General features: G+C 51.2%; 16 protein-coding genes. 7 read left to right on the forward strand and 9 right to left on the reverse strand.

The window, feature by feature from the left end:
• The first annotated feature begins 21 nt into the window (after nt 1-21).
• From BLX24_RS32125 to BLX24_RS13065, 3 genes are all read left to right on the forward strand, one after another.
• Nucleotides 22-228, forward strand: a complete 207-nt coding sequence (locus tag BLX24_RS32125; RefSeq protein ID WP_071503602.1) for a hypothetical protein — start codon at nt 22-24, stop codon at nt 226-228.
• On the forward strand, nt 221-478 hold the full coding sequence (locus BLX24_RS13060) for a type II toxin-antitoxin system RelE family toxin (protein ID WP_071503603.1): 258 nt from the start codon (nt 221-223) through the stop codon (nt 476-478). Before BLX24_RS32125 ends, BLX24_RS13060 begins: the two co-directional genes overlap by 8 nt.
• Before the next feature lie 180 nt (nt 479-658).
• Entirely contained in the window at nt 659-1,687 is a 1,029-nt protein-coding gene (locus BLX24_RS13065; RefSeq protein ID WP_071503604.1) for a glycerophosphodiester phosphodiesterase, read from the forward strand.
• 60 nt (nt 1,688-1,747) lie between these two features.
• Here the strand turns inward: BLX24_RS13065 and BLX24_RS13070 are convergent, their stop codons facing one another.
• From BLX24_RS13070 to BLX24_RS13085, 4 genes are all read right to left on the reverse strand, one after another.
• Nucleotides 1,748-3,004, reverse strand: a complete 1,257-nt coding sequence (locus tag BLX24_RS13070) for a hypothetical protein (RefSeq protein ID WP_143092664.1) — start codon at nt 3,002-3,004, stop codon at nt 1,748-1,750.
• A gap of 734 nt (nt 3,005-3,738) precedes the next feature.
• Nucleotides 3,739-4,086 carry a hypothetical protein gene (locus BLX24_RS13075; RefSeq protein ID WP_071503606.1) on the reverse strand — a complete coding sequence of 116 codons (348 nt, stop codon included), beginning with the start codon at nt 4,084-4,086 and terminating at the stop codon, nt 3,739-3,741.
• Nucleotides 4,087-4,178: 92 nt separating this feature from the next.
• Nucleotides 4,179-6,890 (reverse strand): FtsX-like permease family protein, encoded by a 2,712-nt coding sequence (locus tag BLX24_RS13080; protein WP_218160692.1) that lies wholly within the window; start codon nt 6,888-6,890, stop codon nt 4,179-4,181.
• A gap of 2 nt (nt 6,891-6,892) precedes the next feature.
• Nucleotides 6,893-7,219, reverse strand: a complete 327-nt coding sequence (locus BLX24_RS13085) for a PadR family transcriptional regulator (protein ID WP_071503607.1) — start codon at nt 7,217-7,219, stop codon at nt 6,893-6,895.
• Nucleotides 7,220-7,473: 254 nt separating this feature from the next.
• Here BLX24_RS13085 and BLX24_RS13090 point away from each other — a divergent pair, with 254 nt between their 5' ends.
• From BLX24_RS13090 to BLX24_RS13100, 3 genes are all read left to right on the forward strand, one after another.
• Nucleotides 7,474-7,908 carry a DUF5990 family protein gene (locus tag BLX24_RS13090; RefSeq protein WP_071503608.1) on the forward strand — a complete coding sequence of 145 codons (435 nt, stop codon included), beginning with the start codon at nt 7,474-7,476 and terminating at the stop codon, nt 7,906-7,908.
• 158 nt (nt 7,909-8,066) lie between these two features.
• On the forward strand, nt 8,067-9,335 hold the full coding sequence (locus BLX24_RS13095) for an asparagine synthetase B (RefSeq protein ID WP_071503609.1): 1,269 nt from the start codon (nt 8,067-8,069) through the stop codon (nt 9,333-9,335).
• A gap of 15 nt (nt 9,336-9,350) precedes the next feature.
• Nucleotides 9,351-9,767 carry a DUF1801 domain-containing protein gene (locus tag BLX24_RS13100; RefSeq protein WP_071503610.1) on the forward strand — a complete coding sequence of 139 codons (417 nt, stop codon included), beginning with the start codon at nt 9,351-9,353 and terminating at the stop codon, nt 9,765-9,767.
• Nucleotides 9,768-9,818: 51 nt separating this feature from the next.
• Here the strand turns inward: BLX24_RS13100 and BLX24_RS13105 are convergent, their stop codons facing one another.
• From BLX24_RS13105 to BLX24_RS13115, 3 genes are all read right to left on the reverse strand, one after another.
• On the reverse strand, nt 9,819-11,465 hold the full coding sequence (locus BLX24_RS13105; protein ID WP_071503611.1) for a RagB/SusD family nutrient uptake outer membrane protein: 1,647 nt from the start codon (nt 11,463-11,465) through the stop codon (nt 9,819-9,821).
• A 24-nt stretch (nt 11,466-11,489) separates the two neighbouring features.
• Complete coding sequence (locus BLX24_RS13110; RefSeq protein WP_071503612.1) at nt 11,490-14,684, reverse strand: SusC/RagA family TonB-linked outer membrane protein; 3,195 nt, start codon at nt 14,682-14,684, stop codon at nt 11,490-11,492.
• A 358-nt stretch (nt 14,685-15,042) separates the two neighbouring features.
• The gene (locus BLX24_RS13115) at nt 15,043-15,714 is read right to left on the reverse strand and encodes a hypothetical protein (protein ID WP_071503613.1); all 672 of its coding nucleotides are present in this window, start codon (nt 15,712-15,714) and stop codon (nt 15,043-15,045) included.
• A gap of 376 nt (nt 15,715-16,090) precedes the next feature.
• Here BLX24_RS13115 and BLX24_RS13120 point away from each other — a divergent pair, with 376 nt between their 5' ends.
• A complete protein-coding gene (locus tag BLX24_RS13120) occupies nt 16,091-17,254 on the forward strand; it encodes an acetyltransferase domain-containing protein (RefSeq protein WP_071503614.1) in 1,164 nt (387 codons plus the stop codon).
• On the opposite strand, the gene BLX24_RS13125 is transcribed toward BLX24_RS13120, so the two are convergent.
• Nucleotides 17,255-18,766 carry a T9SS type B sorting domain-containing protein gene (locus BLX24_RS13125; RefSeq protein WP_310590779.1) on the reverse strand — a complete coding sequence of 504 codons (1,512 nt, stop codon included), beginning with the start codon at nt 18,764-18,766 and terminating at the stop codon, nt 17,255-17,257.
• 102 nt (nt 18,767-18,868) lie between these two features.
• Nucleotides 18,869-20,812, reverse strand: coding sequence for an ATP-binding protein (locus tag BLX24_RS13130; protein WP_071503616.1), 1,944 nt, complete (start codon nt 20,810-20,812; stop codon nt 18,869-18,871).
• Nucleotides 20,813-20,961: the final 149 nt, after the last annotated feature.

Here is a 20,961-nt window from a genome sequence, read left to right on the forward strand (position 1 = left end):
TGTAAAAACAGAACAATAGCTATGTTGACTCTTCATCCTCAATATATTAAAGACGCAAGCGGAAAGCGTTCAATGGTCGTTTTGCCGGCGGCTGAGTTTGAGTCCATTATTCAGGAGCTGGAAGAACTGGAAGATATTCGTCTGTATGACAAAGCTAAGAAAGAAGATACCGGCGAGCGGATGCTTTTTTCTGATTACCTGAGTCGACGTAAAGCAAAAAATGGCTAGCTATCAGATCCTTTTATCCCGTAAAGCTCAAAAGCAGTTAGATAAGCTGTCTGATCTGGTCGCTAATCCGATTTTAAATGCGATTGCGGAGTTAGCCGACGATCCTCGCCCGGACGGATGTAAAAAATTGAAAGGCAGAGATGGGTACAGGATCAGGATTGGACGTTATCGGGTTATTTATGAAATTTTCGATACCGAACTTGTTATTGATGTTATTGCTGTAGGACACAGGAAGGATATTTATGAGTAGGTGTAGCTTGCTGGTATTCAGTTAGGTCCAATTTCTCAGAATGGTAATGAATAAAGGCAGAACTGCGCCCTTCACGATTTCATAATTATGTAGTTTGGCCGCAAAGCAGGAGATTTGGGCAATCAATCCGCTTTTATACCAGATTAACAGACAGACGGCCGCCCGGCCTACTGACTCACTATGAAAAAACGCTTTGCCCTTGGAATGCTTTCTGGACTGATGCTGTCGGCATCGCTGACCCACGCCCAGCAACTGTTATTAACCAACTATACGGTAGCCGGTGACCAGCCGGTGGTCGGCATGATTGTAACGAAAAATGGAGCCACCCCGCAGAAACTTTCGGTTAAAGGACCGGATGCCCGCCGGTTTATGATTGATGACCAGCAACGGCTGGTGCTGCGCCCCGGCAAGGCAGACGCCGGCGCGGTGTCATATGCGGTGGAAATCCGGGGCCGGACGCCTGAAGGTAAGGTATCAGTACCGTTCCGGATTGTGAACGATCAGTTTCTGAAAAATAAAGTCATTGCCCACCGTGGCGCGTGGAAACATACCGGCGCGTCGCAAAACTCAATCGGCTCGCTGCAACAGGCCATCAAACTGGGATGCATGGGCAGTGAGTTCGACGTACACATGTCGGCTGATTCGGGCCTGATCATCAGCCACGACCACGCGCATCAGGGCGTTCTGATTGAGAAAACACCAACGGCGCAACTAACCAGTCTGAAACTGGCTAACGGCGAAAATATGCCCACCCTCGGGACCTATCTGGATGCCGGCACGGCGCAAAATAAAACACGGCTGATTCTGGAAATCAAGGCGTCGCAGCTCGGTAAAGAGCGGTCGCTGGCCCTGACCAACAAGGTGGTTGGTATGGTAAAAGCCCATCAGGCACAGGGCTGGGTCGATTACATCAGCTTCGACTATGATGTCTGCAAACGCATTAAAGAACTGGACCCATACGCCAAAGTGGCCTACCTGACCGGCGACAAAGCGCCTGAACTGCTGGCGGCCGACAAGCTTTTCGGCCTTGACTACCACTTTAGCATCCTGAAGAAAAACGAAAGCTGGATCGACGAAGCACAGCAGAAAAAACTGACCATCAACGCCTGGACGGTCAATGATCCGGCCATCATGGACTGGCTGCTGGGTAAAAACGTCGATTTTATCACCACCGATGAGCCGGAGACGCTGCTGACGAAAGTAAAGTAAGGTTTGTGGTTTAACGTTTTCCCTCCCCGGGAGTTAATCCCCGGGGAGGGTGTATGATGGCTAATGCCTGCGCGCCAGATACGTAAAGAAAAACGAATCTGGTTTACCAAATACCTGATTGGTTACGTAAGTCCCCCCGCCATACGCCCGGATATCGGGCGGGAGCTCTCTCATATCAAATTTAAATTCGTTTATCGCACGATTTAATTCGCCAAGGCTGGTAAAACACGAAATAACAATGAGTGATGTAGCGATATAGAAATTACGGCCGGATCTATTCATTGTCAATACGTTTTTAAGCACTAATACATATAGCATAAACTGAGAAGCCATACCTGTGCGCGAGCACCAGTCGCTCCAGAAACCGAGCCGCAGAGCAGGACTAACCAATATTATAATACTGACGGCAATGCCGGTAAACATTACTTCGGTTCTTTTTAGTTTATCACTGGTTATTAATAATAAAATAAGAGGAATGGCAAGTTCGGTAATTATAAAAAGCAGATAACGTTTGCTTTTATCAGTAATCCAGTTTGCTGTTAACGTATATTGTATTGGAATTGATAAAGAATGAGAAAATAAGAACGTACTAATTATAACAACGAAAAATATACTTAATACAACAGCTGCTATATTAATTGTTACTTTTTCATGGATAAATAAAGATAGTAAATACCAGGCTATAAAGGGAGCCAACCCTACTGTACCAAAGGGCGTCCAGAAAAGTAAAGCGACGCAGGTTGGGAGGAAAAGTTTTATCACCGTTGTAGAATGGACATTATGCAAAATAACCATCGCGATAAGCCAGACCGGAAGGCAGTGATGAGGAGACCAGTAAAGTACCCTCAGATTGGTTAATAACACAAACGGGAATGTCCACAGATCAGGATGGTCTTTGCCGGTATGATACAGGGGATGCCCCCACCAGTCGAGGCCCCCCATCAGGAATATATAGACCGGTACCAGGGTATAATAAAGTGGTTTAACAGAGGCTTTTTGTTTTTTTATATAGTTGATAATCAGTATAAAAAGCAGTGTACTGCAAAAGCATGTCCACGCATATAAGGCTAGCCGGCCGGCGGTCCAGCCAAACAGTTTACCTATTACGGCTGCTGGCAGATAATAGCTGAAGTAATAAATAAACGGTCTGGGTTCTTTGAAACCGAATTCGCTGCCTAAGTACTCAGGCGTAAACCAGACTGGCCACGGCTCTTTAATCAGATGGAAAAGTGTGGTACTGGTCATGTGCCAGTCATGGTGGCGGTAACCTATGCCTCCAATGCCAGACAGGGAGAAGCCAGCTATGCTGGCAAGCATAGACATAAGGATAGTTGTTCTATTCTTTCTAATACTCTTTTTTATAAATTGACTATGATAACTATACCTAAACGACTTAATATCAGAATATATCAGCCATGTACTCAGTAAGAGTGCTGCTGGTGTATAATACCACTTTAAATATCCTGTAATAAATATATAGATTGGTAGTTGAATTGTTAAAAGAGTTGATATAATGATCGTTTTATTGAAATACTCATTATCGTCTGATTGTTTTCCATGAATTATTTTTGTTTTGAATGATCTATTAGATAGTATAGTCATAGCATAAATGTTTAAAATGGAATATATTATTAAACAGATATGTATATTGGTTATTGTATGAATTTGTGCGGAGATCTACTGAAGATTAATCTTATTATTGAATGGTTTTTATATACTTAATTGAGTAATATATTATTTATTATAGGATTAATTAACTAAGCAAAAAGGAGGAAAAGGGAGTTTTTATCGCAATTAAGTATAGATATAGTTATAAGGTAGGGGTTTGTTTTTCTATTGGTAACAATGTATAGCCGTTTGGTTAGCAGGAGCTTCTTGATAAGGTGCAGGAATGGCAGATATGGAGAAGAATAGATATCCTGAAAGATATATAAACAAGCCCGGTTATACTGTCAGTCAAAAAGGAAACAGAGTAACCGGGCTTGTTGCCGACGGAATAATACGTTTGCTGTACTTTCTGAAAGAGCCTGTTCTTTCCAGAGATGCTATTTTTACGCCAGCCTCATTTTCTTTTTCCACAAAAACAGGGCGGCGGTCACGATTGCACCGAAAAGACCGAGGCCAGTCGTAATAAGGCCTGACATCATGTGAAGCGGCGGCGTGCTGCCAACGCGTTTGAAGGCTCTATACACAATCAGTTCTTTTTGAAGGGCGTGTTTCCCCGCCACATCGGCAGTATGGGAAAAATGTACCGGCTTGTCGTCGACATAGCCATCGAGGGTGATGGTCATAAAGGTTCCATCTTCGGTAATGCTGGTCCGCATAGAGTCGGCCCTGGTGGCTTGCGGGTGCCCTGCCCACAACAGGAGCAGCAGACTGCCGGTTAGTAATCGGTTCATCGTCAGTAGATTTGTTGTTTATAAAGATTAATTGGTATGCATTAAGTGGTGGCACGACTTTGAGTCGTGCCACCACTACGGTATAGCTTGGTTTACTCTGTTTTTAAACTCTTCGCCGGGTTCATCAGCGCGGCTTTGATGGTCTGGTAGCTGACCGTGACAAGGGCGACCAGAATGGCGCCAACAGCAACCAGCGCAAACGCTCCGACGCTGATACTGACCCGATAGGGGTAGTTGTTCAGCCATTGCTGCATGCCAAACCACGCGAGCGGTAAGGCAATCGCCAGCGCGATCAGAACCAGTTTGACAAAATCCCGCGAGAGCAGCACCACGATACTGGCTGCACTGGCCCCCATTACTTTCCGGATGCCGATTTCCTTCGTACGCTGTTCAATGGCCAGCAAGGCGACAGCAAACAAACCCAGACAGGACAGGAAAATCGCAATGCCTGAGGCGATGCTGAACAGCCGCGACATCATCTGCTCATTCTGAAACCAGGCATCCACGTTTTCATCAAGGAATGACGCCATGAACTCAGCCTGCGGGGCTACCTTTTGCCAGTAGTTTTGCAGCTTAGTCATCGCAGCGGTCGGGTTCGGGGTATTTACCCGGACAAACAGATAATTGATCGGCTCATGGTGCGAGAGGTGCATGGTCACCGGCGCTGGCTTGTCGGTGGGCGCATACAGGTGGAAATCAGCCACCATGCCGATGATCTGGGAGCGGGTGCCGCTGGTATCAGAGCCGAAGAACAGACCCACCGGATTGCTAACCCCCATCTCTTTCGCCATACTTTCGGTTATAACCACCCGGTTAATGGAGTCGGTGGCATAAGTCGGGTCAAACTCGCGGCCGGCCAACAGTTTAATATGCAGTGTTTTTACGTAATCGTAATCAACGAGCAGCCAGTCGGTTTGAATGTTTTTGCCCTTGTAATCCATACCGGTCATGCTGCGCGACGTGACCCGGTCTTTGCCACGGCCGAGGTTTACGCTGCTGCCGGTGATGGAGACAACGGCCGGGTCCTGTTTAAACTGATCACGGAACCGTTGCAGCATCATCCGGCCATTGGTCCGGTTGCCAACCGGTATGCTGATGACCTGCTCGCTGGAAAAACCCAGCGGCCGTTCGCGGAGGAAATCAATCTGCCGGGTGGCGACCAGGGCGCAGCAGATCAACAGACAGGAAATGGTAAACTGGGTAATGATCAGGGAATTGCGGAGGAGGCCGGGGCGTTTGATGGAAATTTTACCCTTCAGCACATCAACGGCTTTCAGGGTGGTCATACGCCAGGCCGGATAGCCGCCTGCCAATAGTGAAACTACCAGAAAGATGACCAGCATCAGGCCGATAAAACCTGGTTTCAAGAGGTGCGACAGGTCAAGGCGGGCGTCAAAGAAGGCGTTGAAGGAGGTCATCAGGCTGTAAGCCAGTACGGTCCCCAGTAAGAAGCCTGTCAGGCAAACCACCAGTGCTTCGCCCCAGATCTGGATAAACAACTGATGCCGTAATGCCCCCAGGGATTTTCGTACGCCCAGTTCCCGCGCCCGGGTAAACGAACGGGCAATCGTCAGGTTGATAAAGTTGATACAGGCAATCAGCAGAATAAAAACGGCCAGACCGCCCAGGGCATAAACCAGCGCAACCGGTGCTCCCTTGCCGGACATGATTTCGCGGTCAAAATGGACATTCTTCAGTTTTTGCAGCCGGATCGCAAACAGATCGCCCCGCTCATCGGGTTTGGCACCTTCCTTTTTCAGGTCGGCGATGGTGCGGGCAAAATGGTTTTTTGCAAAGGACCGTAACCTGTTTTCGAGTGTAGCCTGATCAATCGTTGCCGGCGTTTTGAGATAAACCGTATACGAGTTGCCGTCCCAGTTTTTCATATCCTGCCGGTAATTGTCCGTGCTTTCGACGCGGATCAGCGCGTCGCAGTGGATCGAGGAGTTATCGGGCAGGTCGGCCATGATACCGGTGACGAGGTAGTTTTTCTGATGACCGGGCTGACCGAGCTGGATTTGTTTGCCCATCGGGTCCTGTTTGCCGAAAATGGTTCTGGCCATACTCTCGGTCATGACGATTCCGCTCAGGTTTTGCAGGGCTTGCTGCCGGTTGCCTTTGATGAGCGGAAACGAAAAGATGCGCAGAAAGTCCGGGTCGGTCAGGGCGATGTGTTTGTCGAAATACTTGTCTTTGTAGGCCACCAGGCTTTTGGTGCCGACCCGCACACGGGTAACGCCTTCCAGCTCCGGAAAGCTGGCCTTAAGGGCAGGGCCGAGCGGCAGTGGCATGATGCCTGACCGGCTCGCCTTATCGGGCGAATTGGCAAAATAATAAGTCTGGAAAATGCGGTCACCATCGGCATGGAACGAGTCGAAGGTGAGCTGCCGGTAAATGGTCATGAACAGAAACGTGCAGACGCTGAAGGCCACAGCCAGCCCGGCCACGTTGATGGTCGTATAGCCCTTGCTTTTCCAGAGCGTACGAAGGGCAATTTTGAGGTAATTCCGGAGCATATCGATGCGAAAGAAAGACGGTTGTTGAACGGGAGGAAACGGGTCGGTCAGGGCCGGATACAGCTGCCCGGCGGCCACCCGTCGTTTCAGGAAATAGGGCCGGTAAAAAGTCAGCACCTGACGGACGTACAGCCATCGGGCGCGGGCCGGACCAAACGCCCTGACATCGGCGGCGAACTGTTCGTGCAGGTCGCCCTGGAGCTCTTCGCGGAGCCCGGGCGGACAAATCCAGCCGAAGAGCCGGTCGGCCCAGACGGGCGGGGCGGGGGGCAGATTGTTTTGGGGCATGATTACAAAAAAGATGGCTTCGGGATAGCCTCCCAGAGCTGGTTACGTACAGCGCGCATGTCGCTGAGGATTTTGTTGCCCAGCGGTGTAATAGAGAACAGCCGTTTCCGGCGTCCGCCCCGTTCGGCGGTAGCGCCGCCGAGTTCGGAGACCACCAGTCCTTTTTCTTCCAGCCGGTAGAGCGCTACATGAATGCCGCTCAGGTTGATTGTCCGGTCGGTTCGTTGTTTCAGTTCATCCGCGATAGCCACCCCGTAGGCATTGCCGTCGAGTACGGCCACGGCCAGTAGTACGAGCTCTTCAAACTCCCCCAGATACGATCGTCCCATGGTAAAATGTATTTCCTTGTTATTTGCTAAACAAATGCCTTGCCAGTTTTGTAAAAGAGCTGTTCTAAGCCCAAAAGGGCTGTTTTTCAGCGTTGAGCGGATTTGTGTTTGTCCAGAAACGGACAGGGTTTGTACTGATGCGGACATGGTAGTGTGAAATTTAAGTAATAACTTAACACGTTGCGCGCCTGAAACCAGCCGGATGCAATCACCGGGAACGGTAGGTGCCGGCGTTTAACCTACGATTCCGTTTTATGTCAAAAGAAATTAAGCTAACGATAGTGCTGGAAAATCCGGTTGACGGGTTGTGGTATGGGTTGCAAAAAGGGAAAGGATCAGGCTACGGGATTGTGCAGATACAACCCGGCAACGGGCAGGCGTTGACCTTTGCGTTTGCCGTTCAGGTAAAGCAGGCAAATGGTCCGGGTATATCTCTTGGCGGGCCGTTTGTGCAGGGGCCTGTCGGTGGCCGTTTCGTCTACATCAGCATCGGCAGTTCTGCCGGACAGGTCGGATCCTTGTGGAGTGGCCGCCTGAAAGTCCCTCTTTTTGAAGCAGACTTCCGGGACGCGTTAACTGATGACAGTTCCTGTAGCTGGTCCTGTACCGTACCGGGTAGCACGGCGAATGGAAAACCTGTCTTTGCCACTGTGAAGCCATTCGGCGGATGGTTTCGAAGCGGGCTTTAGGTGTACGCTGTAGTCCGGGAACGGGCTACCACGAACTCCTTTTCTCTCTGAACCGGTACGCTCAATAACTTTTACCGCCGGAAGAGTAACCATGCCGCCGTACAGGCTTTGGAATGCAGGGAATTAACTGTATTTTAGGCATATAAACGGAGGAAATCATGGGTTCGGTCAACGTGAGAATAGTGCTGCTACTGGTCGTATGTTTGGGCGTGGGAGTGTGTCGGGCCGCGTCCATTCTGATTCCGATGGACGAGAAACAGGCCAACCACCTGAAAGCCTACGGCATCGCCTATAAAACCCTCAAGGATGGCATGGAAGTCGAATGGCTGCTGAATTACCGCGGCGGAAGCTTCCTTATTAAACAGAACGCAGCCGTTGAAACCGAATGCCGGGTACGAGGGGTATCCTTTGAAACCCTGTCCGACTCACGGGCCGGCAGCATCCTGCAACAGATATCAAATCCTGATGTCAACATGGACGCCGTAAAGCTCCTGAAAGCGGCTAAAATCGCGGTGTATTCGCCGGTGAAGGTCAGTCCATCGGAGTTCGAAAATACCGACGCCGTGCTGGTCGCCCTCAATTATGCCGAAATTCCGTATGAGGTCGTGTACGACGAAGAAATCCTGAAAGGTGAACTGATGAAGTACGACTGGCTCCACCTGCACCACGAAGACTTTACGGGGCAGTTTGGCCGGAATATGCAGCGGATGTCGTCGGAAGACATCCGGGTGCAGGAAGATATCGCCCGGCGCATGGGCTACAAAAAAGTTTCACACATGAAGCTGGCCGTTGCCAAAACGATCAAGGACTTCTGCGCCAGCGGTCACTACCTGTTTGCCATGTGCTCAGGAGCCGAAACGTTTGACATTGCCCTGGCGGCCGAAGGGATCGATATTGTCGACAGCCAGTACGACGGCGACGGCATCGACGGTGATGCGCAGTTGAAACTCGATTTCAACAAAACTGTGGCCTTCTACAACTTCACGCTCGATCTCAGCGGCGGCTATCGGGGGATGTCGTTTTCCGATATTAATGCCTCGTCCGGCCGCTTCGGCGGCTATGACCAGTCGGGTACCTTCTTTACACTCTTTGATTTTTCGGCCAAGTGGGATGTTATTCCGGCGATGCTGACCCAGAACCACGAGTCGGTGATTAAGGAATTCCACGGCCAGACCTCATCATTTAAAAAGAATACCGTGAAGCCCAGTGCACTGGTCATGGGCGAAAGCGTGAATTCGCACCGCTATATCTACGGTGAAATCGGCATCGGGCAGTTTGCGTTCTATGGCGGCCACGACCCCGAGGGGCAGCGCGGCAACTGGCGCATGCCGACCGACCTGAACCTGCATCCGCACTCGCCAGGGTACCGGCTTATTCTGAACAACGTTTTATTCCCGTCTGCCCGTAAAAAGAAGCGTAAAACCTAGGCCGTACGTATTACTATGAATCCATTACAGCCTGTTCACTTTCGGGATGTCGGCGAGCTGCTAGAGTATTTGCCCGATCATGAGCGTAAAATTGTTGATGCCTTACGCAGCATCATTTTCAGTTGTCTACCCGGATGCCGTGAGAAATTAGCCTACAATGTGCCGTTTTATAGCCGCCGGAAACGGATTTGCTTTATCTGGCCGGCATCGGTGCCGTGGGGAAATGTCAAAAAAGGGGTTCGTCTGGGCTTTTCAAACGGGTATCTGCTGTCCGACGAACTGAATTACCTCGAAAAAGGCACCCGCAAACACGTCTATTGCCGGGACTTTACGAGTGTGCAGGAAATCAATGTCGACCTCCTGAAAACGTTTTTGTTTGAAGCCGTTGTCGTCGACGAAGAGCTGGCCCGTAAGAAACTCCTGAAAACGTAAAAAAGCCCGGCTTATCAAACCGGGCCTTTGTCATTGTATATGTTCTACGCGTTATTTTTTCGGATTCTTTACCGGGGCGCTTCCTGATGCAGGCGGGTTGTACACCAGTTCATTGTCCGGTACATCCCAGTAGTCGAGGAAGTTGTAAGTGATCGTTGCATTGGTGCTGACCACACCGGTCCGGCTCAGCGCAACGGCACCCGTACGGCCGTTTTCGATCACCCCCCAGCGGCGGGCGTCATAGAACGAAAGCGCACGGAACAGTAACCCGATCCGGCGTTCGCGGCGAAGTTCTTCTTTGGCCTGCGCGAGGGTTAAGCCCGTACCGGCCACCGCCGTCAGACCCGCTCCCTGCGCTTTCCGTACTTCATCAATCAGGGCCAGCCCGTCTTCAATTTTACCCGTATAGATCAGCGCTTCGGCCCGCATCAACTGGTTTTCTTCATACGTGCTGGCCATAAACAGTTCGTAACCACCGGCATTCTGGTTAGCATAGCTGATAACCGACGCACTGCCTTCAGACCCCGCTGCGCCGCGGTTGACCAGCTCCCAGCGGGTAAAGAACGAGTTGCCACGGGCGACTTCGCCAATGTAGGTCGAGGCCCGGCGCTTAAAGTTATTCGTGAACCGGAGGTCACCGGTTTTGAAATCCTGAATCAGCCGTTCGGTGATTTTATAGGTCGATGTACCGGCGGTTTTCGCCGAGACCGTACCGGTTGTCGGTGCCAGAAAATCGCCGGTTGTGTTAGTGCGACCGGTAAAGACAAAGTCCGATGCTGCCACGCCGTTCTGAGTTAGCGTCAGGATTTCGTTCCATTGGGCTGCGGTCATCGCCTCCACTTTGGTATTCACCAGAATGTTCCGGGCTTTCATCGTATTGATCGAGTGAATCCACATGATGGGCGTCAGCACGCCGCCTTTGCCCACCCGGTTGAAGGCCGGCACAAGGCCCTGGAAGGTAGCGATGTAATCGGCGTTGGCGGTTAGTGTACCGAGCACCTTCGCGGCTTCGTCGAAATTGCGGTTCGCTTCCTTGATGATATCTTCTTTCGAGACATACTGGTTGCTGGTGCCGTTCAGGAATTCGCCGTTGGCTTTGTTGTTGATCACACCGGCGTAATACATCGAACCGATCCGCGAGTACGCATAGCCTTTCCACCAGTAGGCCCATGCCTGCAGGACACCTTTTTTCGCGGCCGCATCGCCCGTGAAGGTCGTCGCGTCGATATTGGCCAGCAGGGTGTTCGCTGCGTTGTTGAGGTTGTACATGTAAGCCCACTCGTAATAGGTAGAGTTCTGATAACCGGTTGAGTTTACGTTGGCCGTAATCCGCAGAAAATCATATTGTTTGCTCGGCGAGTTCGGGTTGTTCAGGACGGTGCCGTCGTCAAGGGTTACCTTATCCGGGCAGCCGACCTGGTTGATGAAGACGTTGGCAATGTCGGTGCCAATCACATCGCCCATCAGTTCGTGGTTACCGATGGCTCCCGACCAGAAATAACCCGGTACACCGTCATAGTATTTAACATCCTTAAAACCGGTGATATAAAAGCCCTGCCCGAACGATACCAGACCACTCTCGGTCTTCAGTGCCGGTGATGAAGGCTGGTTGGGGTTTTTTACATCGAGTCCTTCCTTACACGAGGCCAGGAAGCCGCTCAGGAGTAATGTGCAAACGAGTATCTTTATCTTATTCATGATAGTCAGAAGTTAGCGGGTGAATTAGAAGCCAATGTTCAGCGATGCCTGATACGTTTTGAAGTTAGGCATGGTGCTGTGGTCGGTACCACGGTCCCAGGCCGAGTTGGTCGTACCGGAGCTGATTTCCGGATCGAAGCCTGTGTACTTCGTGAACGTCAGCAGGTTGCGTCCCGACAGTACAAGCTGTACCCGCTTCGTGGCCGGAATTTTGAACAGTTTGGCAAAGTCCAGACCAATTGAGATATTCCGCAGCCGCAGGAACGACGCATCTTCGTAGAAATAATCCTTTGTACCATTGGCCGTCCGTTGGGCATATACTCCGCGGTAGAAGGCTGTCCACGCACCGGTTTCTCCGTTGATGGTGATTGGCTTGGTGTAGTCGCTGTGGATACCGTCGCGGTACATCCATTCCTTTGTCTGGTTATACAGGTGGCTGCCGTATACCCAGTCCCACTGCATGGAGAATGTCAGGTAGCCCTTGTAGCTCAGGTCATTGATAAACGACAGGTTAAACTTAGGGTTCGGGTCGCCGAAGCTGTACTTCCCAGCCGACATATACGGCTGCTTCGTGGTTTTGCTGACCACATAGCCGTTGCTGGCCACCGTGTAGTTTTCCTGCTCTGCCTGCGGAATGTAGAAATTGCCCGCTTCGTCTTTATCCGTTACGCTGTGCAGCATCCGGTAGCCATACAACTGGCCAACCTTGTCACCGGCTTTCAGTACGTAGTTGGTGCTACCGGCGCTCGACAGGATAATCACTTCCTGATTGCCGCGGATCGATACGATTTCTGACGTTTGCTTACCCAGGTTTACGGTCGTGTTCCATTTCAGGTTGGTGCCGTTGTAGATCGTCGATCCTAACGACAGTTGCAGACCGCGTGATCCCAGCGTAAAGGCGTTATCGATCAGCGTACCCAGGCCGATAGACGGCGCTACGTCAACCGGATAAATGGCGTCTTTGGTTTTCCGGTCCCAGTACGTTGCCGAGAGGGCGATGTCGTTGGCCCACGGCGTATTTTTCGAGACCGTAAAGAGCAGGTCGGTCCCTACTTCAAATTCTTCCGAGACTTCTACGCCCAGATCCGGGTTACTTTGTCCGTTGGCGTAGTAGAAGGCCGTGCTGGTACCCACGGTCGTCGGCGTGATGGTTACGTAGCGGTCAAATGGTTTCGGCTGGATACCGGCCTGTCCGTAAGCCGCGCGCAGTTTGGCTTCGGCCAGCAGGTTGTTGACCGGGCTGTTTTTCCAGAAATTAAGGGCCGACAGGCGTAGGTATGCATCACCGCGCGGGAACGTAAACGGCTTCGAACCACGACCGAACGCCGACGAATAGTCGCTCCGGAAACCGCCTGAGATACCGGCAATATCGCCGTACTCAAAGCGCTGATTAATCAGATAACCGTAGGTAATAAACGGTTCCTTATAGTCACGGTATACCCGCCATGAGGTAGTGTTGGCCGCTGTGTAAGGTTCATAGGCTGATGGCAGGCCCATGGCGGTGCTCGTGTATTCCTTGATCATGCTGTTCCGCCAGTCAAAGGCCGTCTGCGTGACCGACTTCAGCGGGAACTTCAGGCCAAAATCCTTCTGGAGGTCGAAGCTGAACGTAGCCGTTGCCAGGAAGTTCTGGAACATTTTGCTGTTGCTGTACTTGGTCAGATCACCCGTGCTGTTTGTGTTGTAGCTTGAGATATAACGGGTCGTGCTCTGGGCCTGCCAGTACTTGATGTTGGCGTTGTTCGACTGGTTCAGGTATTCCAGATCGCGGTTCTGGGTCTGGTAGTTCAGGCCGTATTTGGCGTCCAGTGACACAAATTTCGGGAAGTCGTAGTGCAGGTTGAAGTTCTGGATAATGTCAACCTTGTTGTCGTTGTTACGGGTGTAATCCTGGTAGTAGAGTGGGTTCGACGCGTTGATACCGATGGTCTGATTGAGGTTGAAGGGCGTTGTGCCGTCGGTTGTCTTCAGCGAGAAATCCGCAAACGGATAGGCGTTCAGCAAGCCGTATACGATGGTCCGGTCGCTGGTTTTCAGCGTGCTTTTGGTGTAGGCCAGCTGGGTAATTGAGCGCAGCGTCAGGCCCCTCGCCAGTTCCATACCGAGATTACCGGTCAGGTTGCTTCGTTCCCATGCCCCGTTATTGATCACGTTACTTTCCTGATGGCTGTTAGATGCCGAGAGGCTGAAGTCTGACTTAGGGCCACCGCCCGAAATAGCCACACTGTTATTAAACGTATTGGCCGGCCGGAAGAAGAAATCGAAGTGGTCGATGTATTGCAGGTTGGCGTTGTAGGGTTTTTCGTTTTTGGCTGTCGGGTCAGTCGAGTTATACTGAACGTTTTCGGTATAGACCCCATTTGTCAGGTCGAATGTAATTGGTTTACCCGAAGAACCGATAACGTTGTTGCTGGCGTCGGTAGCAAAGGCGTGGAATTGTGCCTTGCTCAGCCCGCCTACGTTCAGATAGGTATTCTGGGCCACACTCGAAGAGATATCGACCCGCAGCGCACCGGCTTTCCCTTTCTTCGTGAAGAGCTGGATAACCCCGTTTGCGCCCTGTGCCCCGTAGATCGTTGCCGCAGCGGCACCCTGCACTACTTCGACGCGCTCAATGGAGTTAAGGTCGACCGTTTGCAGGCCGGAGGCGCCCATCTGGATACCATCGATCAGGATCATTGGCGATGTACCGCGGTTCAGGGTGTTGATCCCGCGAAGGAGGATGTTTACGTCTGCACCCGGTGTACCGCTCTTACTGGTAATCTGCGCGCCCGGGATCTTACCGATCAGGGCCTGATCAATTGATGCCTGCGACGTTTGTGGCAGCTGGCTGGCCGAGATCGACTCAACCGAAATCGCAATCTTACGCTTGTCAGTAGCGACACCAACCCCGGTAACCACTACTTCAGACAGTTGCTTCGTATCCGTTGCCATTTTGACATCATATACCGAGCTGCCGCTGAGCGGTACTTCTTTGGTCGTCATGCCGATAAAGGAGAATACTAATGTACCACCGGAAGCGGGTACGGAGAGTGCAAACGAACCATTCACATCGGTAATGGTGCCGATAGTAGTGCCCTTAACTACTACAGATACGCCGGGGACAGAGCTGTTGTCGTCGGCGGACGTTACCTTGCCGGTAACTTTCCGGTCCTGAGCGCTGGCTATGCCCAACGCCGCGCAGAACAGAAGAAAACTTAATAGTACATTTCTCATCATGATATGATTTAGTAGGTTTCAAAGCGTACGATATGAAACAAAAGTATATCATGAAGAATGCAATTCAAAATTCTATTAAAATGAAAATAGATAAAATATTGTTCTATGTTTTTCGGTGTTACCAAAATAAAATTCTTGTCTATTGTATGTTACATGGCTAGGTTTGTATTAAAATAAGATTAACCTTTAACTAATTTAAAAATATACAAGAAAAGTGAAATAATACCTTAAGTGTCTATTAAGTGCATTTATAGGGACTTAAAGATTGCTGTGTGAATAATTTTATAGAAACTTGAAAAAAAATCCTGAGCCATTAAGAAACGGCCCGGGATTTTAGAAACAGGAGTAAGATCGTTCTCTAACGAGTAACAGGCCCTATTACACAGGATTGATGATATAGTGTCAGAATCCGGTCCAGGTGCTTCCATGCAATGCTATCCGGTCCGTTCAGCTGACTTATGAAAACAGGACAATCTCCGAAAAGCGCGCCTGTCTGCTCACTTAGGTTACTTTTTTTCAGAATGCTGGCCGTCTTGCCGTCTTTTACGGCCACAAAGCTGAAATCCTTATGATCGAGCGTGACCGTCAGGGCGCCAAAGGTTAAGTCGGTCGTCTTTTTCCAGCCATTGGCGTCAAAATACAAGACCACCTTGCCAGGTTGGCTTAGCCGTTCGAGCAACATGGGTTTCTGGTGCCGGCGCGGATTCGGGACTTTATCAAAGAAGATATATTGCCGTTCGCGCGGGATGCTGCCGGTTGCATAGGCGTAATCCGGAATCCGCTGGGCGATCTGTAGCAGGTCTTCGGCCTTGACGGTTTGTTTCCGGCCGTCCGGGGTTTTGATAACCGCGCTGGCCGGGGCATCGTTGATCAGCGTCGGAATCCGGATCTGACCCGTGATGGTATCGTTGGCCGTTGTAATCACATAGCCGTCGGTCCATGACGAGATGGCTCCCAGCGGCGCATACTGCCCGTAGGCCCTGCTGCCTAGGGCGAGCAGCAGCAGGGTGAGTGTTATGAGTTGTTTCATCGTGTAGTTGTTGTGGCGATAAAGCTACGGCCTCCGGACGTTTATCGGGAGGAGGATTTGCCTGAACTGTTCAGCGTGTGGGTTGATTTGTCAAAAGAGCGTTATCAACCGGAAGGGCAGTGTGAGGTGTAGAACGGAATGATATTCCGTTTGGCAGACAGGGTATTCCTATGGCACCGGATTTATGCCATTGTTGTGAGGAATCCGTACCGCCCCGGGCGCAGCGTATGGGCGAGAACAGAGTGTTTGCCTTCAACTCAACAACCCCGTGCTTTAGCGCGGGGCTTGCCTACAAATATACCCGCAAGCCATAAACCTGACGGATTAATGCCTGAATTGCTGTAACTTGCGTTTCTTCCTCCTCTTCCTGAAACACATGAAACGCATTCCGTCAATTGACGTTGCCCGTGGCCTGGTGATGGTCATTATGGCTCTCGACCACGTTCGGGAACTCATGCACGTGACCTCACAAACCCAGAGCCCGACCGACCTGTCGACCACAACCGGCGCGCTGTTTATGACCCGCTGGATTACACACCTGTGCGCCCCGACCTTTGTCTTTCTCTCGGGTACGTCTGCCTACCTGTCGCTGAAAAACAGCGGCGATGTATCGGCCAATCAGCGGTTTCTGCGGTCACGCGGGCTCTGGCTGATTTTCCTCGAAATTACTGTCGTTAACTTTGCGCTCTGGTTCGACCTTTCCTTCCGGACCATCATTTTTCAGGTGATTGCGGCCATCGGCGCGGGGTTTCTGGTATTGTCTTTCCTGCTGAAAGCTCCGGCCCGTACCGTCGGCCTGCTGGGCGTAGCGATCATCGTATGCCATAATCTGGTGCAGGGCGTGACCTTTACCGATACTATCCCGCTGCGGGTGATCTGGTCGCTCTTCTTCCGTCCGGACGTCTTTCCGGTAACGCCGCAGTTTATGGTCGGGCTGTTGTATCCGTGGGTGCCGTGGCTTGGCATCATGCTGGCCGGTTACGGAGCCGGTCTGCTCTTTGAACGGCCTGACAATAGCCGTCGCCGGACGCTGCTGCTGGCAGGGCTGGGTTCACTGGCTGTGTTTGTGGTGGTTCGCCTGATTAATAGCTACGGCGATCCTGCGCCCTGGTCGGCACAGGCGACGCCGGGTTTTACCCTGCTGTCGTTTATCAATACCACCAAATACCCGCCCTCGCTGCTCTACACGACCATGACGCTGGGCATTACCATTACCGTAATGGCCCTGGTAGATGGGATACAGAACCGGTTTACGGAAGCACTGTCGGTCTACGGCAGGGTGCCGATGTTCTACTACCTCATCCACTGGTATCTGATTCATAGCCTGATGCTGGTAATGCTGTTTCTGCAAGGGTTCACACCGGATCAGTTTGTGTTCGGGCCGTTTCAGTTTGGCCGCCCGAAAGAAACCTCGGGCGTGGATTTGCCCGCAACATACCTGATCTGGCTGGGGCTTGTCGTTTTTCTGTATTTCCCGTGCCGGTGGTACTGGCAGTATAAACGACGCCATAAACAAATCTGGTGGCTGCGGTATATCTGATCATCGCGCCAGCCGCAGCAAACCTTGTTTCTGCTTTTGACTGATCCGGCCCTGCTGGTTAAGCAAATAGGTAATGGCCCAGGCATAGATGTCGGTATCGCAGGGCTGGTTCTTATAGGAGCCATCCCAGCGGAAGGGTGCATTACTGGTCTGGTAAATAACCTCGCCCCAGCGGTTGAACACCGACAAGCCGGTGATGGTAATATCACCGCAGGCAAATGGCTCGAACCATTCGTTTATACCGTCATTATTGGGCGTAAACAGGTCGGGGGTGTACAAGACGCAACCACACTCGCCGTAATCGGCCTTTACCGAATTAATAAGCGTCATACAATCATTGACAACCTGGCCGTAGTAGGTGTTAGAACTGGTAATGAGTCGGTCTGTGGCCGGATAGCCATCGACCCAGCTGAATTTTCCTTCGGCAAAGACCGGTTTGAGCAGGTGCGTTTCGGCTCCGCACAGTTCCAGCGGCGACCCCAGGCTGAGGCGCGGCGGGGCAATGTAGCGGACGGCAATAGTGTCGGAAGCCGAGCAGCCCGGTTCGCTGGCCCGGACCCGGAAAGTGCCCGGTTGCCGGACTGTAAACGTCCGTTGCGTAGAACCGTCCTGCCATTGATAGCCGGAAGCCGGCGTGGAAACACTGAGGGCAAGCGTTGCGCCGGTACAGAGCGTGGTGTCGTTGCCAAGGCTGAAGTCGAGGCGATACTTTACCACGATGGTGTCACTCAATACCTTACAGGGCGTTTTAACGGTTACCCAGTATTTGCCGGGCCGTTTTACCACAAAGACCGAATCGGTGCTGCCATCGTTCCAGCGATAGTCGGTGGCGCCGGGAGTGCGGGCGCTCAGGCGGTAACGGCTGCTCCGTCCGCATAAGGTAGTATCGTTGCCTAGGTTCAGTTTGATCTGTTTCAGCGAGATGTCGTCGGCAAACAGGTAGTAGGAGCTCAGAAAAGGAGGGAGTTCGTTGAAGTTGCCGATTGTGGCGAATTGCTCGCCTCCTTTCGCGACAAAACAGCCGCCGATCATTTCCCACGTGAGGGCTTTGGTAAAGGTCTTGACCTGTGTATCATAGACCTGCGGCCGTACGGGAAAGAGAAGCTTATCGGTAGAGGTCAGCGGCTGGGTCGAAAAATACGCCCCGAAGCTGCGGGAGGGATAACGTGCCGGAAACTCGGCGGCCAGTGCCATTTCAAACTGATAGGCCTCGCCGGCCACAAGCGGGGAGACAAGCGGAGTGCCAAAATACTCGGCCCACCCCTGGTCCATGAATAACCGGCCGAGGCCCTGGCCACTGTGTGGTGGCAGCTGCATTTGGTTGGTCGGCTGGCACCGGTGATAAAAATCCGGTGTGGCGCGGTTAGGGTTATACCACGGTACTGCTTCTGCCAATAAATTATCCTGATAGGGGCAGATAGTGTACTTTTCAAACCCTCCGTTGGGAATAAGCTCCTGCGCGCAAACTCCCGAACAACTAACCCACACTGTCAGCAGCCAGGTTAAACCCAAACGAATTAGTTTACCGGAAGAATGCATAGCCTGGTAGTATCCGAAGATAAAATTGCACTACTAAACTACGTAAAAAAGGTGAAAACGGTTGCTCCTGCCGGTCTAACGTTGAAGAGGTAAGTAAACAACAAAACGGCTTCCCTGACCTGGCTGGCTATAAGCTGTAATGGCTCCGCGATGGTTGTCGGCTACTTTTTTACAGATAGCGAGCCCGATGCCGGAACCTTCGTACTGGCTGCGGCCGTGGAGCCGCTGAAAGACCTGAAAAATCCGGTCGCGATACCGTTCGTCGAAGCCGATACCATTATCAGCAATAGTGATCTCATGATAGGCCCTGCGCCGGCCATCGGTAAACTTCGATTCCATGATGATTTCAGCCAGCGGATATTCATCCAGCTCTGTGCCGACAACCAGCCGGCTGCTGATCATGATTACGGGGCTAACATCGGGTCGCTGGTATTTTATCGCGTTGGCTATCAGGTTTTTGAAAAGCTGGTGCAACTGAGTGACATCGCCCAGTATGTCAGGTAGTTTTCCAATGTCGAGCTGGGTATTGGTCTGTTCAATCTGAATACTTAGCTCCTCGGTAACGGCTGCGAGGATGTCGGCCACATTTATCAGTTCAAAAGGGTCGCGGTGGGTCGAAATCCGTGAATAAGCCAGCAAGTCATGAATCAGCACAGACATGCGTTCCGAAGAGGCATACATCCGCCGGATGATGTCGAGCGCGGTCGTGTCCAGGCGGTCGTTGTATTGATTGACCAATAACTCGCCGAATGACTGGATTTTACGGAGGGGCTCCTGGAGGTCGTGCGAAGCGACATAGGCAAACTGATGCAGATTGTCATTGGCCAGCCGGAGTTCGCGGTTGACCAGCTCAAGCTGCTGCTGATGATGATAACTGTCGGAGACATCCATCGAGCTGAGCAGAATGACATGCCCGATTCTGGCCAGGGTACAGTCGAACCAGCCTTTGATTTTTTCACCGAAATGAGGAAAGAGAAAGCGTTTGGTCAGCCCGTTGTGGGCAACCGTAATCATGTGCTGAAACAGAATTGTCTGTTCAATACCCGGAAAAAGAGTACAGAGGCTTTGGTTAATTAACCCGTCAACCGGCCGGTTCACTTGCGAAGCTGTGGCGGGGTTAGCAAAAACATAGGTAAAATCGGTAATCGCAATGCTGTCTGCACTGGTCTGGGGGGCAAAAATGGCCAGACCTACTTGTGTATTGGCAAAAATGGTCTCGTAAAAATCGGTTTGTTTGCGTTGTACAAGCTCCATTTGTTTTTGATCCGTAATATCATTGTAAGATACCATGATATTGCCGTCTGTATACATGATGCTATACTGCCGCCATACCTGGTGATCACTGTAATAGTGTTCTCCGGATAAAGGCTGCCGGGTCTTGTACACCTGCACGTAGGCCTGAAATAACCCTTTGTTTTCCGTCTGCGGGTAAAATTCCCTGATAGTGCGGCCAAGAAGAGCATCTGCTGTGGTTTTACTCATTGTCAGTCCTGCATCATTTATCATGATAAACCGGAAATCAGCCGGCTCTCCGGTTTCATCTAAAACCGGTTCAAAGACCGTGATACCGCTCAGCGATGCCTGAAAGGCACTGCAAATGAGGCCGGATTGTTTAAGCTGTGCCTGCAGCAGCATACTGGCGGTATTGTCCTGTATGGAAACAATAAGCCGTTCATCGGAAGAAACCACCGAAACGTTATACCAGACATGCTGACCGGTTTGCGGATGCAGGAAGGAAATATCGAACCGATCGGCGGTCCGGGTCTGGAGGCATTGGCGATACCGGTCAGTAAGTGTCTGACAGACCTGGACCGGATAGGCGTCGCGAAGGCTGGAACCACTGAGCTGATCAACAGGCTTACCGGCTAGCCTGGCATAAGCTGCATTGACATTACTGATCTGAAAATCAATCGGTATGCCTGTTTCAGATCGTATCGCTTCGTATACAACAATGCCATTCTGTGTCGCATCCAGGATGCGTTGTACGAATACACTGTTTGGGTGCATTGTCAAGTTCATTGGTATACGGTGAGTGTTACTATTTCAAGGTAAAAATATAAAGTTAGTGTAGATATAGTGCGTTTGTTGTTCGATAAGGTAGGTAAATTCTGGCAATTTTCACAAAAAAGCCCTCACATGTTGGTTGGCGAGGGCTTTGCTTTAATTTA

The organism is Arsenicibacter rosenii, assembly GCF_001870735.1.
GTDB lineage: Bacteria > Bacteroidota > Bacteroidia > Cytophagales > Spirosomataceae > Arsenicibacter > Arsenicibacter rosenii.

Excerpts from the sequence above, each read along its gene's own strand:
- BLX24_RS32125 (WP_071503602.1), top strand. The coding sequence starts at position 22 with ATGTTGACTCTTCATCCTCAATATATTAAAGACGCAAGCGGAAAGCGT.
- BLX24_RS13060 (WP_071503603.1), top strand. The coding sequence starts at position 221 with ATGGCTAGCTATCAGATCCTTTTATCCCGTAAAGCTCAAAAGCAGTTA.
- BLX24_RS13065 (WP_071503604.1), top strand. The coding sequence starts at position 659 with ATGAAAAAACGCTTTGCCCTTGGAATGCTTTCTGGACTGATGCTGTCG.
- BLX24_RS13070 (WP_143092664.1), bottom strand. The coding sequence starts at position 3,004 with ATGCTTGCCAGCATAGCTGGCTTCTCCCTGTCTGGCATTGGAGGCATA.
- BLX24_RS13075 (WP_071503606.1), bottom strand. The coding sequence starts at position 4,086 with ATGAACCGATTACTAACCGGCAGTCTGCTGCTCCTGTTGTGGGCAGGG.
- BLX24_RS13080 (WP_218160692.1), bottom strand. The coding sequence starts at position 6,890 with ATGCCCCAAAACAATCTGCCCCCCGCCCCGCCCGTCTGGGCCGACCGG.
- BLX24_RS13085 (WP_071503607.1), bottom strand. The coding sequence starts at position 7,219 with ATGGGACGATCGTATCTGGGGGAGTTTGAAGAGCTCGTACTACTGGCC.
- BLX24_RS13090 (WP_071503608.1), top strand. The coding sequence starts at position 7,474 with ATGTCAAAAGAAATTAAGCTAACGATAGTGCTGGAAAATCCGGTTGAC.
- BLX24_RS13095 (WP_071503609.1), top strand. The coding sequence starts at position 8,067 with ATGGGTTCGGTCAACGTGAGAATAGTGCTGCTACTGGTCGTATGTTTG.
- BLX24_RS13100 (WP_071503610.1), top strand. The coding sequence starts at position 9,351 with ATGAATCCATTACAGCCTGTTCACTTTCGGGATGTCGGCGAGCTGCTA.
- BLX24_RS13105 (WP_071503611.1), bottom strand. The coding sequence starts at position 11,465 with ATGAATAAGATAAAGATACTCGTTTGCACATTACTCCTGAGCGGCTTC.
- BLX24_RS13110 (WP_071503612.1), bottom strand. The coding sequence starts at position 14,684 with ATGATGAGAAATGTACTATTAAGTTTTCTTCTGTTCTGCGCGGCGTTG.
- BLX24_RS13115 (WP_071503613.1), bottom strand. The coding sequence starts at position 15,714 with ATGAAACAACTCATAACACTCACCCTGCTGCTGCTCGCCCTAGGCAGC.
- BLX24_RS13120 (WP_071503614.1), top strand. The coding sequence starts at position 16,091 with ATGAAACGCATTCCGTCAATTGACGTTGCCCGTGGCCTGGTGATGGTC.
- BLX24_RS13130 (WP_071503616.1), bottom strand. The coding sequence starts at position 20,812 with ATGAACTTGACAATGCACCCAAACAGTGTATTCGTACAACGCATCCTG.